The organism is Reinekea sp. G2M2-21, from assembly GCF_015687175.1.
Classification (GTDB): domain Bacteria; phylum Pseudomonadota; class Gammaproteobacteria; order Pseudomonadales; family Natronospirillaceae; genus Reinekea.
Genome location: NZ_JADPQG010000008.1, coordinates 1 through 15125, shown reverse-complemented (window position 1 = coordinate 15125; position 15125 = coordinate 1). Strand labels below are relative to the sequence as shown.

12 protein-coding genes are annotated in these 15125 nt (G+C 48.6%); all 12 read right to left on the bottom strand.

Going from position 1 to position 15125, the window contains the following annotated elements:
- Positions 1-10: 10 nt before the first annotated feature.
- Entirely contained in the window at positions 11-985 is a 975-nt protein-coding gene (gene tssG, locus IYN85_RS21520) for a type VI secretion system baseplate subunit TssG (protein ID WP_196161024.1), read from the bottom strand.
- On the bottom strand, positions 949-2679 hold the full coding sequence (gene tssF, locus IYN85_RS21515; RefSeq protein ID WP_196161023.1) for a type VI secretion system baseplate subunit TssF: 1731 nt from the start codon (positions 2677-2679) through the stop codon (positions 949-951). The genes tssG and tssF overlap by 37 nt, the downstream gene beginning before the upstream one ends.
- A 6-nt stretch (positions 2680-2685) precedes the next feature.
- A complete protein-coding gene (gene tssE, locus IYN85_RS21510; RefSeq protein ID WP_196161022.1) occupies positions 2686-3099 on the bottom strand; it encodes a type VI secretion system baseplate subunit TssE in 414 nt (137 codons plus the stop codon).
- Between the two features lie 54 nt (positions 3100-3153).
- The gene (locus IYN85_RS21505; protein WP_196161021.1) at positions 3154-3639 is read right to left on the bottom strand and encodes an Hcp family type VI secretion system effector; all 486 of its coding nucleotides are present in this window, start codon (positions 3637-3639) and stop codon (positions 3154-3156) included.
- 151 nt (positions 3640-3790) lie between these two features.
- Positions 3791-5317 carry a type VI secretion system contractile sheath large subunit gene (tssC, locus tag IYN85_RS21500; RefSeq protein ID WP_196161020.1) on the bottom strand — a complete coding sequence of 509 codons (1527 nt, stop codon included), beginning with the start codon at positions 5315-5317 and terminating at the stop codon, positions 3791-3793.
- Between the two features lie 11 nt (positions 5318-5328).
- Positions 5329-5853 carry a type VI secretion system contractile sheath small subunit gene (gene tssB, locus IYN85_RS21495; protein ID WP_196161019.1) on the bottom strand — a complete coding sequence of 175 codons (525 nt, stop codon included), beginning with the start codon at positions 5851-5853 and terminating at the stop codon, positions 5329-5331.
- Positions 5854-5873: 20 nt separating this feature from the next.
- Complete coding sequence (gene tssA, locus IYN85_RS21490; RefSeq protein WP_196161018.1) at positions 5874-7406, bottom strand: type VI secretion system protein TssA; 1533 nt, start codon at positions 7404-7406, stop codon at positions 5874-5876.
- Between the two features lie 12 nt (positions 7407-7418).
- Positions 7419-8408, bottom strand: coding sequence for a type VI secretion system-associated protein TagF (tagF, locus tag IYN85_RS21485; protein ID WP_196161017.1), 990 nt, complete (start codon positions 8406-8408; stop codon positions 7419-7421).
- Between the two features lie 2 nt (positions 8409-8410).
- Positions 8411-11986 (bottom strand): type VI secretion system membrane subunit TssM, encoded by a 3576-nt coding sequence (gene tssM / locus IYN85_RS21480; protein ID WP_196161016.1) that lies wholly within the window; start codon positions 11984-11986, stop codon positions 8411-8413.
- Entirely contained in the window at positions 11986-12756 is a 771-nt protein-coding gene (icmH, locus tag IYN85_RS21475) for a type IVB secretion system protein IcmH/DotU (protein ID WP_196161015.1), read from the bottom strand. Before icmH ends, tssM begins: the two co-directional genes overlap by 1 nt.
- Positions 12757-12758: 2 nt before the next feature.
- On the bottom strand, positions 12759-14096 hold the full coding sequence (gene tssK, locus IYN85_RS21470; protein ID WP_196161014.1) for a type VI secretion system baseplate subunit TssK: 1338 nt from the start codon (positions 14094-14096) through the stop codon (positions 12759-12761).
- Between the two features lie 16 nt (positions 14097-14112).
- A complete protein-coding gene (gene tssJ / locus IYN85_RS21465) occupies positions 14113-14586 on the bottom strand; it encodes a type VI secretion system lipoprotein TssJ (protein ID WP_196161013.1) in 474 nt (157 codons plus the stop codon).
- Positions 14587-15125: the final 539 nt, after the last annotated feature.

The following is a 15125-nucleotide window of genomic DNA, read 5'->3' as shown; positions in this document are numbered from 1 at the left end:
GTTGTGTTCATCAAGCGCTGGCCATGCCAGCACCCGTTTGAAATTGTTGTGACGTCAATTTAAATGACAGCCCGCGCCCATTCGCCTCGCCCAGCAAACTATGTATGCCCAACAAGCTCTGCTCACTGCCCAGTTGCCAGTCTTGTCGATACTTGGGTGTCAATTGAATGGACACGTCAAAGTCCACTCCGTCAGGCAGAAATTCTTTCAGAATGCCGGCCATTTTTTGTCCCATATCCGCGGAAGGCTGCAGCGACTGTGATACCTCGTGTTCAACTGGCCCGACTTTAACATCGATCTTGCGACCAATAACCGGAATGGCATCACCCAGACAGGTATCCAAACCCAGGGCCTGTTGCCCATTCAGTTGTAAACCGTCTTCGACCTGTACCCAACTGATGATGTCGGAGTCGATTTCGAGTTCGTCCAGCGATAACGCTTCCTGCAAAATGGCTTCGAGAGATTCAGCATTTCGGCCACTGCCAATGAAGCTGCCACCAAATGCCATGGCGTCTTTTTTACCATCCCAGTACTGGCCGGTCATGGCACTGGTCAAACGATAATACAAGCCTTGTTCATCTAGCTGTGTGAAAGGGTTCTGTTTTTTCCACGCCTCATGTAACAAACTGTACAAACGTTGATTAAAGATATCGAGAAACGCCTGCAGCTGCTTGCCTGAGTCATCCTGTGCGGTAACATCATCTATAAAATATTGAGGTAACGGCGAATCGACCCCGTATAGCCCCATAAAGCGGCTAACCACTTCGTAGCGCTGCCCTGGTAGCCGGCTGACACCGCGGACATCCGACGCTGGAAACGCCAGGCTGGTATCAGGCCGGATACGCACGCGCTGAGAAAAACCACCGACTGAGTCCTCAGGTAACAGCTGCTCCAATAAAAACAACAACTGATGAAAATGGTAACGGTGCCCGTTGGCCAGAATATCGTCTAGAACAGGGCTTTGTTGCCAAATACTGGACTCCATGTCCACTCCTTATACGATGGCAATTGCACAACCCGGGTTTGTACGAATTCGGTCATATTCGCGAACGCACTGAAAAACTGGTGCAACACAGAACCGAACAAATACATGTCCGCTACGCTGCTGTAGCCACTCTCATTTAATTCTATGCGAATCTCCAACCCTTGAAACAACACGCCTCGGCGCAACCGATGCGTTGTTTTCGTACGGATACCTGCAATGGCTTCTATTTTCCGTTGATTCTCCGGTAGATCGGTCCAGTCAAACAGCATCAACATGTGCTGCAAATTATCCACGGATTCCAACGAACTGAGATTCAGCGACAGCAGTGAAATCAATTGCCATTGAAAATCCTGGAAGTCTGGTCGCTGATACATCTTGCTGGGACGGGTAAGGTTTTTAGCTTCCACAACCCGACTGATATCTTCATCAATCCGATGAATGCCGCCGACTTCAATATACCGGCGCGGATATTGGTCGTTACAGAACAACGCTTCAATACTGACGATTTCGGAGTTGAATGGCGGAGGGCTGTTTAACGAAATATAGGTTAAACGTTTATCAACGCCTGCGGTTCGCTGCGATGTCGCAAACACGCGATCGTCCTGTTTGCGATGCCGCATCGCGTGCAATGGCGAATAAAAGTGGGTTTCTCCACTGCTCTGGTCGCGGCTGTTAACCTGCCCAACACTGTATATAGACGAGTACTCACTGATCTGACGATCCGCAGAAACCCGGTATTCGCTTTTGCTGTGATCCACAATTATCGGTTCGGCATCGTCTTTAAATAAATTAACGGCCGGGGCACAGAACAGCCTAAGATTTGCTGTTGTAAGCTGAGTATCTACAGGCAAGCTGACCCGAGCATCCAATTGCACACTGAACTGCTGACTGGTCTCGGGAATATTTAACTGGTCTAGTCCGGACAATTCTACGAACAAATATTTTTCACGTGCACAGAAGTAATCATGCATGATAGCAAAGGCTGAACGCGCACGACCGTGCATCGGTAACAGATGATCGCCAGCACGCTGATGAGCGCCCATGCAGCGTATGGGCAACGGACTGTGTAGCTGTCCACGACCATCGATCTCTGCACGAAAATGCGTCTCATGGTCTGTGAAAACATGAAATAAGCTGTACGCCAGCATCCAATCGGCAGATAAATATATTTTTACTTGCGACAAGTCTATGTCCGACCAACTTGCCTGCATCGATTTCTGAAAAGTAAGCCGTATTGTACTGCCGCCACCGGCTTTTTCATGGCAGCTCACATGCTGTAATGCGAACGGTTGTACATTAACCGGATGCGTGGTGGTAAACGAACAGTTGGCGTTTAGCGGGCCAGAGTTCAGAGATTTAACGACTCGACCAGCTTCGACCTGAACCGGCTCTTTATTTTGAACACTCGGGGTAAATTGCACGATAGTATTGGCGGGATACGGCCGCACCATCGTTGGCATAATCTGATCCAGTAAACGCTCGCTGATTTCGGGAACCGAGTCGTCCAGCCGGTGCCGGATTTGCGATGTCAGAAATGCCATGCCTTCAAGCAACCGTTCCACATACGGGTCTCGGTCTTTCACAGCATTCAAGTTTAACATTGCGGCTTGCTCGGGGTATGCGTCTGCAAACTCCTGCGCCAGATCCTGCAGAGAACGCATCTCCGCTTCAAAGTATTCTCGATATGAAAGCATTCCCTGCTACATCCTGTTAGGCTGCATCACCTGCGCCTGGTAATTACTTTTAAATAAGGTTTGGAAACGTACGTGCGTGCCGTCATGCAAACGACCACTAATTTCCATTTTCACGACACAAGACCGAAGGTCTCTCGCTCTGGGTTGCACCCTGACTTGAATCAGGCGGGGCTCATACTTTTCAATGACATTTTTAACGGCAAACGCAATATCCTGTTCTGAGTAAGGCAGCTCGCGATAGAACATATCGAGGTCTGGAAGTCCATAATCCGGCAAGTGTTCCAATACACCCTGCCTTGCATTTAGCAGGCGCATCAAATGATCGTGGATACTCACGAGCAGATCTTCATGCCCTGGAAATGTCTGGAGCCCTTCACCGTTGGCTAACTTGCCACGCAGAACGTCATAAAGCGCATACATGTTTAATCACCTGAGAAAAACGCACCCGTTGCCGGGTGCGAACGAAGCCCGAACTTATCGGCCTTCTGTCCAAGAATCAGAAAATTCAATATTTCCGTCTAGGTATGTCCAGGTAATCTTTTTATAACGAATCGCCACTTCCTCAAGGTGAGGGTAACGTTCTTTATCAAGATCCTTAACATTTTCCATTTTAGGACCCACTGATGTCACACGAACACCTTCCAACGTGTGTCGGAAGTACTCAACTTCAGTACCTGTGTCATCAATTTTGTACCAGCTCAGAACAAGCTTGGACAGAGTCTGACCATTTGAACACGCCTTGTACAAATACGGAGTTGCCGCGTCAAAGGCTTTTGTAACCACGAAAGGTTCGTGCTTACGTGTACCTGTTAACTCGCCAGAATCCGCATCAGTAGGAATGCGCAGTTCATGGTCAAACGCTAAAACTTCAACTGAACCTTCACGTCCTGCAACGTTTACCGAACCACTGATCTCGTTTCCTTGATCGTCGGTGATCCACATATAAGCTGGAATCGCCATTCATAATCTCCTTGGTATTTAAAAAAAAATTGACGATGCATCGCAGTACAAAAATATCTGCGTTTCCAACGGCTTTAACACCTGCATCAATTGGAAAGAGTGTGCAACTGTTTAAAATATTTAAACAGCTGCGAATGAAAACCTGAAACCATTAACCAACTTCAGGCATTTGTGAAACTAATGATAACCTCACATCAACCCCTTCCACCTGAAAGTGCGGCTGAACATGCATATTAACCGAATAGTACCCTGGGTTATCTGCTGACTCGGTCACAAAAACCTGACCATCTTTCAACGGATGTGAAGCAGCCAACTCCGGTTCTGGGTTATTCATTTTCGTAACCAGGCCTTGCAGCCAAGCATTTAACTCATTTTCCAGATCCAAACGAGACTTCAACGAGCCTATGTTTTCTCGCTGCAGAATTTTGAGGTACTGCGCAATCTTCGATACCAATAAAATATACGGCAACCGCGAGTTAATGCGCGCATTTGCGGTGGCAGTGTCATCATTAAACTCAACGGGTTTCTGAGCAGAATTCGCCGAGAAGAAACAAGCGTAGTCACTATTCTTGTAGTAACTCAGCGGGATGAACCCATGATCTGCAAATTCCAGCTCTTTGGTCTCTGAAATCAACACTTCCGTTGGAATTTTAGATTCGGTGCCACGACCAGACTCATAGAAGTGTACCGGCAGACCTTCCAGTTTTCCGCCCGCTTCCGGTCCTCGAATATTCACCGTCCAGCCATGCTTTTTATGGCTCTGGGTCATATTGCTCGCGAAGGCGAAAGCAGAGTTACCCCAGCAATAGCGATCGTGCTGTTCACCTGACACCGATTCGGAATAACCGAAGCTGCGCACCGGGTTATTTTCACCGTAAGGCAAACGTAATAAAAAGCGTGGGAATACTAAGCCCACGTAACGGGAATCTTCCGACTCGCGGAAACTTTTCCAACGCAGGTATTCTGCGCGATCCATGTAGGATGACAGATCCTGAATTTTAGGAATCTCTTCAATGGACTCTTTGCCAAAGAACTTCGGTCCAACGGCGCTGATAAACGGGCAATGCGCGGCACTGGAGACCTTCGAAATCTCGGTTAGGAGTTCTATATCCTGAGCGGATCGGTCAAAATCATAATTCGCGATAACGGCCGTAATGGGCTCACCACCCGGCGTATCATATTCTTGCGTGTAAATATGATCGTAGTAACCGGACTGAGTTGTGTCTGGCGACTCTTCAAAGTCTTCACGCAAGTCATCTTTGGTGATGTCCAGCAACTCTACTTTGCTGTTCGCTTTAAAGTCCGTACGATCAACCAGGAACTTCAGGCCGCGCCAGGAAGATTCAATTTTCTGAAAGTTTTCATGGTGCAGTACCGCGTCCAGTTGCTGACTGATCGTTTCGTCAATACGGGCGATGTACTGATCCAACAGGTTCTTGTCAATCCGTTCGATTTGCTCGCCGGATTCAACGGCCACTTGCAGGAACACCTGTAAGGCCGCCGTAATACGCTCATTTTGTTCGGCCGCGCCCATACCCTGAGCGGTTTGAAACTGCTTTATTTCAACACTTTTCTCAACCGGAGTGATGTCAATTAAGCCGCACAACCGGTTATAAATGGAACCATCTTCGACTGCCGCGTCCGCCGCGACCGCTTTTTTCGCTTCTGCCATTTCCATGACTGCTCTCCTTATTCTGCGTCGGCTTCAGTAGACGATTGCGCCACACTGATGTGCTTGCTGAGTTCGTCTTTTAATGTATTCAGATCTGCTTCCGAGTTCATAATGCGCTCGACTTCTTTACGCAATGCGCTGTTGTCCAGCAAGTTGGACTTAAGGTCTTTCAACAAGTTACGCATCGCCAACATAGAGCTGACTTCAGGAATCTGCGCCGCGACCTGCTCGGGGTGGAAGTCCTTGAAGCTTTTAAAGGTCAGATCAACTTTAATTTCAGAGTCAGGATCTTTGGTAATCTGGTTCGGCACCGTAAACTGAGTGCTTGGCGCCATGTCTTCCATAACTTGCTCTAAGTTATTACCTGTAATATTGACGCGCTGACGCTCTGCAAGATCACCCTCGCCCTTACCGTTACTGAAGTCGCCCATTACTAACAACTTAAGCGGCAGTTCTTTTTTAACTGTTGCACCACCCGTTTCCAAGTCCAATGCAATATTGACTCGAGCTCGAGGAATTTCATTCTGAAAGCTATCGCCCATGTTAATCTCCTATTTCTTTCCTAGAGCCACTGCATTGCTTTGGCAACGTCAGTGGTACACATTAATGATTGCAGGTGAGCAATGTGATTTTCCGTTTCCAACTTGCTCGACTCTTGCGTGATAGTTGCCAAACGTTCGTTCTGAAGCCGGTAGAGCAAACGCCAGATTTGCATTGCAAATTCAGGCGCTACCTTGGCCAGCGACAGTTCATCGGCAACCTGTTCCAATTGAAGTAAAATTGGCAATGCCAATTCACTTCGTTCTTGTTCCACACACAATTGTGCTTTACAAAATTCTCGATAGGCTCGATCCAGTGCGGTTTGTGATGCCGTCTGATTCAGCAGGCTGAAAGCACCCTGAATGCCACTTTCCTGAACCGCATCGCGTGCATTTTTCAACAATGCCTGCAACCCTCCTGAGCCTGCCTCGGTATTGCCGGACGGCGCTTCTTCAGACATCTGCTCCAACCAAGCTGCGGCCGTACTGGAAACAAAGGGCTCATCGTTGTCAAACTTCAACTGTGTCAGTTTTGTTAAACGCTTAGTCAACAGAATGACCTGATGCTTGATGACATCGGCAACTTCTGTATTTCCCAACCGATTCGCGCTATCAAACATCCATTTCGGAATATCCATCAGAAACTGACCACTGGGTTCCATGAAAGCGTCTAAACCGGCGATTAACGCCTCTTCCCATTGTTCGTTGTCCAATGCATTTCGGATACGCGCCAGGCTTGCATCTCGCGGCGCGGGCAATCGCGTTTTACCCTGCTCGTTCGGCGGTGTTTTTAGGTTCCCCCATTGGCAAGACATCGCCGTACCCAGCATTTTGGCGTACTGCTTTTGCTCACGAAAGTAGTTCAACAGATGCTTCACCGCCTGCGCATACTGGCTACTCGACTCAATTCCAGAGGCCGAACCCGTCGCAGGCATAGAAGGCGCCGTTGGTGACGGTCTTGCCTGTTTCTCAGCTTCTGCCGCAGCTTGATTCGACTGGGGCTTAGGACTTTCAGCAACTGTTTGCGGCGCCGTTTCTTTACGCTTTTTATCAAGCCATTGCTTCAGTTCCGGCCAAGACATAGGTTCCGCACACAAACCCGAAAGCTGTTCAAATAGGCTGTCGTACAGTGCAAGCGCGGCTTCAGCCTCTTCGTGCGCAACGGAAGTGGTAGCGCCTTGAGCAAAGGTCAGAACTTTTTCCTGTTGAAACCATTTTAATGCCGACTGCCTGGCTTTGGGTTTATTGGGATGCAGTGCATCACCAAAGTTTTCAACCAAATGGCTCAAAATGACCATGCCCTTTGCTAACCCGGAAAAACCTTCCAGACGAGATAAGGACATCACCAAATAAGAGGCGACCCGCAAGTCTTTGGCTTTTGCAGACAAAATGTCCTCGCACAGCGAAACGATTCGTTCAAAATCAACATCCGTCTTCTTTTCAATTTCCGCCTTCAGCAACGAAAATTCATCACAGTAGCGAGGGTCTTCACCCGTTGGTGCGTCACTGCTCAACGGGTTGGTAAATTTCTTGGCGTGTTCTATCCATTGTTCCATAGTCTGTGATCCTTACAGCAACTGATACCATTCAATGGCTATGTCGAGCAGGCTTGCCTGTTCATTGCTAATCCATTGTTTCACTGGCTGTCTTAATTCGGTATTGGGCTCTGCTGGCAATACATCATTCCAACCAAGAAAACTGGTGACTGACGTTGTCGCACTGGCGGTTGCCTGCAACGCAGAACTGGTTAAAGGCTTAGTAAGGATAAACAAACGGTTATTGTCAGGCATCGTCGACCAAACAATATCGGGTCGCCAACGCTGATCCGTCATGACCGCAGTGAGCAGCTGCAGCCAAAACGCAATACAGTTCACGCCGTGCTCGCCCGCAGGTAATGGCAGCCATATGCCATAGTATGCTCGGTGTATGCGCCCCTGCTTCAGCTGGCGTAACAACAAGATGGTGCCGACGATAATGTCCTGACGCAACGCTGGATCGTGCCCCACAAGAACATCCAGCCAATGCCCGAGCGTTACTTTTTCTGCCATGGTCATGGCCGCGCGCTTCGCCAAACGTGGGTCCATCGGCGTGCAATACTCCGGCTGCTGGCGCAGCGAGGTCAACCAGTTCGGGCTCGGCAAGCCAGGCAGTTGAGCTAATTCAGGCTCACCAATAGCTAACGTCATAGCCGGTAAGCTGGCGGCGAACTGTGCATCGGGCTTGTAATAAAAACCCTTTTCACTCAACCGGTGAAAAAGCACAAAGGGGTAGAACCGACCCGACTTGTCTTCACTCGGGTATACCAAATTCACAGTCGCTTGACGGTCGCCTCCACCGGTTCGCAATACACCACAGCCTGCAAAATGGTCTAACTGATTGGCGCGAGACAATTCGGAATACACATTTTGCAGTGTGTCATCCAAATCCTTTAATTCGCGCCAGTTGCTGTCAATCTGCACGAAGTCAGCTTCGGAAGGTAATTTCCCGAATGCACCGGTGATTGACAGCCGCGGCAATGCGACTTCAGGATTTTCTTTGGATTGCTTGCGACCGAACATTCTTACCCCTTAAAAATCTTTCTGGGTAAGTAAAAACTGGTCAGCATCTTTTTATTTAAAATGCTGCCAGCGCGATCGGCGCGTACCCGGTATTGTGCGTTTACCGTCCGGCCATCACCCAACTCCAATGGCCAGGTAACATCAAACTGAGTGCCGTTGCGATGCGAAATTTCCGATTTACCCAGTAAACGCAAAAACGCCCAGGGTCCATCGAAGGAAATATCCGCATAGCCGCCGCCACTGTTAAGGTGCACCTGCACCTGTGCAAACTGACTACTGTCTAATGACCAATTGAACTCACGCCATTCTTCCGGCTCGTTACGGTAACGGTAGGCATTGTCATCTACTTCCAGTACCGATTCACTGACACCCGGAGACGGGATTGGTGATACCCAGTACCGCATGCTGACCAGGTCATAATCGTCAAACAAACCTTTCACAACATTGGTTGCTGAATTCACGCCAGTAAACAGTGACTGATCAAACGACAAACCTTCACCCAACCAGGTTCGCACCTTCCAATTACCGGATCGAACCTGCACAAACGGTTTTAGTTCGTTATTGACAAATGACCAAAGCAATCCATCGGTGGGTTTCAAGAACAGGCTGACATCACGAACAGTTGCGTCTGATCCATTTTCTGTAAATGGAAAACGCCCCCGTATTGAAGTGTTGTAGGCCCGGTAAACATTTTCTTGCCATATAGCTTCCAGTGAACGCTCACTGGCCGCGACCATACCGGACCACACCGAACGCAAAGGCGTTGTCATCAGCGTTGAGACCAGTGCGCGACTTTTCTCAGATTGTTCGTTGAGCAGGTTGTCGACATTAATCCAAGCGGAATACAGCCGTTTATTGCCAGAGTCGCCAGACAGTACACCCGCGGCATAGCGACGAGCTTCCATATCGACATCGGACGCAACTTTGATGTTATCCAGCTCTTCTGCCAACGGCTGAATTTCAGCCAGATAACGTTCCAAAAGGTCTGCTTGTCCGCTGTCATCCCGGTCTAACAACAGCTCAGCCAGGTCTTTATTCAGCGCCGCAAATGTAGGGATCACCGGGTTCAATTTGGCGACACTTTGTACGCCTTCACTCTGATCCGTGCCGGATACTGGGTCGAGCTTCGTGACTTCGACTTCCGTCACCATCAGATTTTTCTTAACGCTGCTAAACAGCTTGGTTAACAGCCCATCCGGGTCGGATATTTCTTTAACCGCCTGAATGTTCTGCACTAAGTCCGCACTGGGTTTCGCGCGCATTTTGGTGACAAAGGCCAGCCAATGCTCACTGTAGTCGTTGAAATACAGGCGACGAATGCTGCGCTCTAACTTAGTCGCCAGCTCATCAACGTCCTGCTCGTCGTCATGAACGGATTCCATCCCCAGTACCCAATCGCCCTGACTGGCCGCTTGAGACAGTTGCTTAATCGCGTCATTCACGTAACCATGCCATGCCTCAACCGTGTAGATGCCATTAAAGCTCACCTTGTTCGCAAAAACGGTATTTGCTTTGGCTCCTAACAGGTTACCAACGTTGACATCCGCATACTTGCCCGCCCCACCTGCAATGAGTTGCTGGTATAGCTGGCTGGCGTTTGGTGGCGTCACTAAGTGCTGCTGTGCTAACGACGCGATGTCCGTCTCCATCAACCATTGATCGCCAGCATCATCGCTCAGACTTTCAAATGAAAACTGCAAGTATAACGATGCTAATTGGGTCAGCGTCGGAATGTCTTTTTCATAGACAAGAGACAGATCACTTTCCGGAAAACTATCGAACCAGACATTTGCGATGAACTGCGCCACTTTGTCACGGTTGTATTGTTCAGGGTGCGATGTCAGCATCAGGTACGATTCCAGATACTGATAATAACGCAACCGCTGCTCGTTTCTTTGTGCATCAGGCAGTGACGCCCATTGCTGAGATATCGCGAGCAGATCTTTCTGAAATTGAGGAATGACCCGGTCTTCTACGTTGGTTTCCAACGTACTGACCAGCAGATGACGCATCGGCTCACCGTGCGTGCCAATCAGGTCATAGCGGTTAAACAAACGTAAAGGTGAATACGTTGATATTTGCTGCAGGTCTTGATAATGCCGATACAAACCGGTCAAAGCTTCAAGCCGCTCAGACTCACTGCTCTGTGAATTGTTTAAACGCTCTACCAAGGTTTTGGCTTTTTTCTCGTAATCCCCAAGCAACTTCAGGTTGGCCGTGTAGGTACCCGTCAGTGTTAAGGCCGCTGCGACGATGATGGTGACCATGGCAGTGAACGCTAAACTCTTGGCAGCGAGGTTAAACCGTTGACGGCTGCGATTACCACGTACCGCATCCTTCAGTGGGAAAATAACCTTGGTAAAGAAATCTGCAATGAAGTAACTGCGGTTGCTCTCAGTGGCGCGGTAGGTCAACCCCAAAGCCTTAGAGAACATGTCTTTTATCAGGCTGTTTTTACGCTCAATAACATCGCCTTCCTGGACACTACTGGTAAAGTAGACACCAGCAAACCAAGGACGCTCATGATAAGGGCTGTCTTTGAACAACAACTCAATAAAGTCCATGAGACGATCTGATGCACCAGCGAACTGACTGGGGTACTGGTAAATATCCGCACGTTGAGTCGCTGACTGTGCCAGCATCATTTTCTGGCTGCGCTGCTCCAGCAAACGAGCGTTCAACAGCTCAATATTCTCTCTGAAAATACTGACCACATCGGCTTTGCGATCTTCTGTTTGGTCCAGTACATACACACCCCATGGCTGGGCTGCTTCCGAATCACTGAGATCTTCAAAGAACGCATCGAAACCACGTACACGGTCGCACTTGGTCAACACAATGTAGACAGGCACCATCAAACCAAGTTCAGACATGATTTCCTGCAAGCGATTGCGGGTATTCTGCGCATGGGTTTTCAGGGTTTCACGATCACCGGTTAATAACTCATCAATCGGTAATGCCAACACAACCCCGTTAACCGGCACACGAGGGCGGTTTTTCTTTAATAACTGTAAAAAATGCAGCCATTCGGATGAGTCATCATCGTTTGAATAACGACCAGCAGTGTCAATCAATACGGCTTGATCCGAGAACCACCAATCACAATTCTTGGTACCGCCGATACCAGATAAGTGGTAACGCTCATCGTCTTTAAACGGGAAATTCAACCCGGAGCGCGAATAGAAGGTACTCTTTCCGGCCGCTGATGGACCAATGATCATGTACCACGGCAATGCATACAGTGCGCCCTTACCACGAAAGCGACGACCTAGGTCTGTCGATTTCAGCGCTTTCAATACGTCATCCAGCTTTTGCTTCAGCTGGTCATCTTCCAGCCCGCTGGCCAAGTCTTCCGCCAGTTTCGTGCCCCGAACGCGCAGAAAAATGAATTTACCAAGCAACCAAAGCAGGTAACAGGCAAACAACCCACCGATGACCATCAAACGGGCAGAAACGCTTTCCAAACCAACGTAGCGCCCTGCGAACCAGATAATGACCGCTAAACCGATAATCCCGGCCAACACGCCGGTAGCCACACCGGCCAACATTGACAGCAAACGCATCAACAACGATTTCATTACAGCGCCTCCTCGTTGACAGCTTGATCTTCATCAGGCTCGACAAGGTCAAACGAAACAGGTTCAACCGCCGTGGTGTCGCTGGCCAAAACTTTAATGGTATCGGCGCTTCGGGCGATAGCTTGTTGGGTTTTAGATGAATACAGAAGGGTCATTCCCAGTAGCGATGCAACCAACAATACCGCCATAACCCAATAAGACTGGGCTCCAGCAATACGCGAGGTAATTTTGCTTTCGGGCGAGGCATTTTCTGCCAGTACGCGACTGACGCCCGCATTGAATTTTTCAATTTCTATGCGAAACGCACTGATATAAGCCTGCAGCTGATCATACCCATCCAACCGGTATTTGCCTTGAAAGCCCAATACCAATACAGAAAAATACAGTTGTAAGACATCAACGTTCGGCGTACTTTCTGCGCGGATAACATTAAGCCGGTCAAAAAAAGTTTGCCCAACTGCACTGTCACCGAAGTACTCGATGCATAACGGTTTTGCCATCCAATCGTATTTATTCGGCCAGCGGGAATTCAACACCACTTCGTCTGAAAACGCGGCCATCGCAAATTTAATGTCGCGTATAATTTCTGGTGCGAGCTGACATTCGAAACAGCGGCGCTCCAGCATAACGAATGATTTTTCGACAGATTCACGCAAATCATCAGGCGCCGCATCCGCAGCCTCGGCGACCTGCAGTGGCGTCAGCAAACTGAATATCGGCGAACAAACTTCAACAATCAGCGCATCAAGTGACTTCTCAAATTCCGGCATCGTTACTTCTCTTCAACAATGATCAGCTCTATGGTTGCGTCGGCAAATTCGCCGAGACAGAAGATACCGAATTTTTGCGATTGAAGTACTTTGTCCCACAACGCGCTATCTGTCGAAACCTGGAAATACTCATAACCGGACTTAATGCGGATTTTTTGAGGCAAACGCTGAATGTGCCGCATAGGCACACCGGGAATCCCACTGGCAACGACTGTTTCGAGCTGCTCTGGCGATGCCAGCTTACACAGCTGAGTGAAGCGCGGCACCCAATCGACAGAGTCTTGCTTGGCATCGACCGCCAAATAGAAAGAAAAGTTTTCCAGTGCGTGACGAGGTATCTGCGTGGTTTCGAACCGGCCGGGAGACAATGCAGTCAGTTCCACAGCACTTTCCGGCCGTTCTTTCTTTAAGGCCAACATCGAACGGATGTCATTCAACAACACAGGAATGCAGTTTTCTAAACGATCGTGGTCGTACTCAACGACACGGTCAATCTGCTCCGGCGCCAAAAAGGTAGCGCAAACCTGATGCAGTTGGGCTAATAGCTGATAAAACTCGTAAGGATGAACACGAAAGTGCTGCACACCCGCTTTAAACCGAGGCAACAGAATAGCGAGCTCTTTCTGAAACAAAAAGTCGCTTAATTCGGTCGACGAATAACTGGAGATATCGCCAATTCCGGAACGCGACTTGGCAAATTCCCGGACGATATTCGAAAGCATATCCACCGTGCCCTGATACAAATCGCGAAAGACAGTCAACGCATTAACAACCAAACAGGGAGGCAGTACATCGTTAACGATCTTGAATTCGCCATCGTACTGCTTCTGTATTTTCACCAGCCTCAAACACGACATCTGTTCCTGAGATTCGTGATCGGAACGCAGTGAAATATTTGGTTTAGCAAGCATAACTTCACGCTTGCGGGTGCCGTCACTCTCATCGGGCAAATCGTGATAACCGGCAATCCAACCACCTATCCGCCCGGCGGACTGATAGCCCGCAATACCTTCAACCAGCCCATTATTCGGCAGTGCCAGTACGACGGTAAACTCTTCTTTACCGACCGTGGCCAGATCAAGAAATACCGGGGCATCCTGATCACGCTGAAAGTCGATGGCACGCCCATCGGGGAGTACGCACTCCAGTTTCACCAGTTCAAACCGCCCTTCCCGCAACGCAGTATCGTTCCACTTCAGAGATACGACACCCCAATAGAACGGAGAGAAAGACTTTTGTAGAAATTGAAATCGATTGGCCTGATAGCGATCCCACGCTTGAAAGTGCTGCTGCCCTAAAAATACACCTTCGGCCCAAACAACCTTGTTAAGTCCTGACATAAACATCTCGTGTAATTTATCGATATACCATAGAAAGCTTATTACCCGCTAAGGCGAGTTCTAATTTTGTTGAGAACGGGATCTTACCCGCATTGATTTTTTTGACGGCCGTTTGCTGCGCGCCTGCAGCGGAACGGTAAAAGGCGACAACGCCCAGATATTTGGAGTCATCCACCTTCGGTATGTTCAGCTCGGTTCTTAAACCCGGCGATACCATTAATTCTTCTTTGCCAAGCAGTGTAATGCCTAACAGGTCATCATCTTTTCGAAACAGCGATGTGGCGTCTGCCTTTTCAAACAAGGATGGGTCAGACAGCTGATAGAAACGTACCAGAACCGCGTAGGATGCACCTTGCTTATCTTGATTCAGCACTTCGTCGGCACGCAATTCGACATTCAACGAGGGCGTCGCACAACCCGTTAGCGCCAAGAAAAAGGCTAACGAAAGGGAAACTTGAAATTTCTGAAGACGAGATAAAACCGAAGACATCTTTAACTCCTTTTAACGACAGATCGGCCGCGTAACATCCTGTTGCAGCGAAGGCCGAGGAATATAACACCCAGTTTTTTTTACGTAAACGTTAAAAACGTGAACCGCGTAGCAAAGAAAGAAATCCAAGGTCATTTATTTTTTTGACGTCAGACGATCGACTTATCAATGAGACTTCCATCGCAAAAAAATAATTCTGGCTTGTTTCATGCGGCCAAAACATGAAACACTTTGGCAGATCCGTCTGAGATTCTGGAAGAGAAACACGCGTCTATAGTTTGTTTTCGTATACACATTGATCCTGATCATCTTCGTTTAACTTAACAAATAAATTCGCAGTAGCAGAAGGAACAACTTCTTGTAAGCCATTGCCTACAAAAACTGTAGTCAACCAACAAGAAAACGAACGCACTATTAGGAAAATAGCGCGCGAACATTTTTTAGTAAGGGAATCGTATGCACGAGACAGCCATCGTTCGTTGCCGCGTGGCCGCGGAATTTTTACCCGTTTTGCACTTCACCGGTCACGAAAAACTCAG

Coding starts and splice junctions, on each gene's coding strand:
- tssG (WP_196161024.1), bottom strand. CDS start 985: ATGGAGTCCAGTATTTGGCAACAAAGCCCTGTTCTAGACGATATTCTG.
- tagF (WP_196161017.1), bottom strand. CDS start 8,408: ATGTTCGGTCGCAAGCAATCCAAAGAAAATCCTGAAGTCGCATTGCCG.
- tssB (WP_196161019.1), bottom strand. CDS start 5,853: ATGGGCGATAGCTTTCAGAATGAAATTCCTCGAGCTCGAGTCAATATT.
- icmH (WP_196161015.1), bottom strand. CDS start 12,756: ATGCCGGAATTTGAGAAGTCACTTGATGCGCTGATTGTTGAAGTTTGT.
- tssM (WP_196161016.1), bottom strand. CDS start 11,986: ATGAAATCGTTGTTGATGCGTTTGCTGTCAATGTTGGCCGGTGTGGCT.
- tssF (WP_196161023.1), bottom strand. CDS start 2,679: ATGCTTTCATATCGAGAATACTTTGAAGCGGAGATGCGTTCTCTGCAG.
- IYN85_RS21505 (WP_196161021.1), bottom strand. CDS start 3,639: ATGGCGATTCCAGCTTATATGTGGATCACCGACGATCAAGGAAACGAG.
- tssE (WP_196161022.1), bottom strand. CDS start 3,099: ATGTATGCGCTTTATGACGTTCTGCGTGGCAAGTTAGCCAACGGTGAA.
- tssK (WP_196161014.1), bottom strand. CDS start 14,096: ATGTCAGGACTTAACAAGGTTGTTTGGGCCGAAGGTGTATTTTTAGGG.
- tssJ (WP_196161013.1), bottom strand. CDS start 14,586: ATGTCTTCGGTTTTATCTCGTCTTCAGAAATTTCAAGTTTCCCTTTCG.
- tssA (WP_196161018.1), bottom strand. CDS start 7,406: ATGGAACAATGGATAGAACACGCCAAGAAATTTACCAACCCGTTGAGC.
- tssC (WP_196161020.1), bottom strand. CDS start 5,317: ATGGAAATGGCAGAAGCGAAAAAAGCGGTCGCGGCGGACGCGGCAGTC.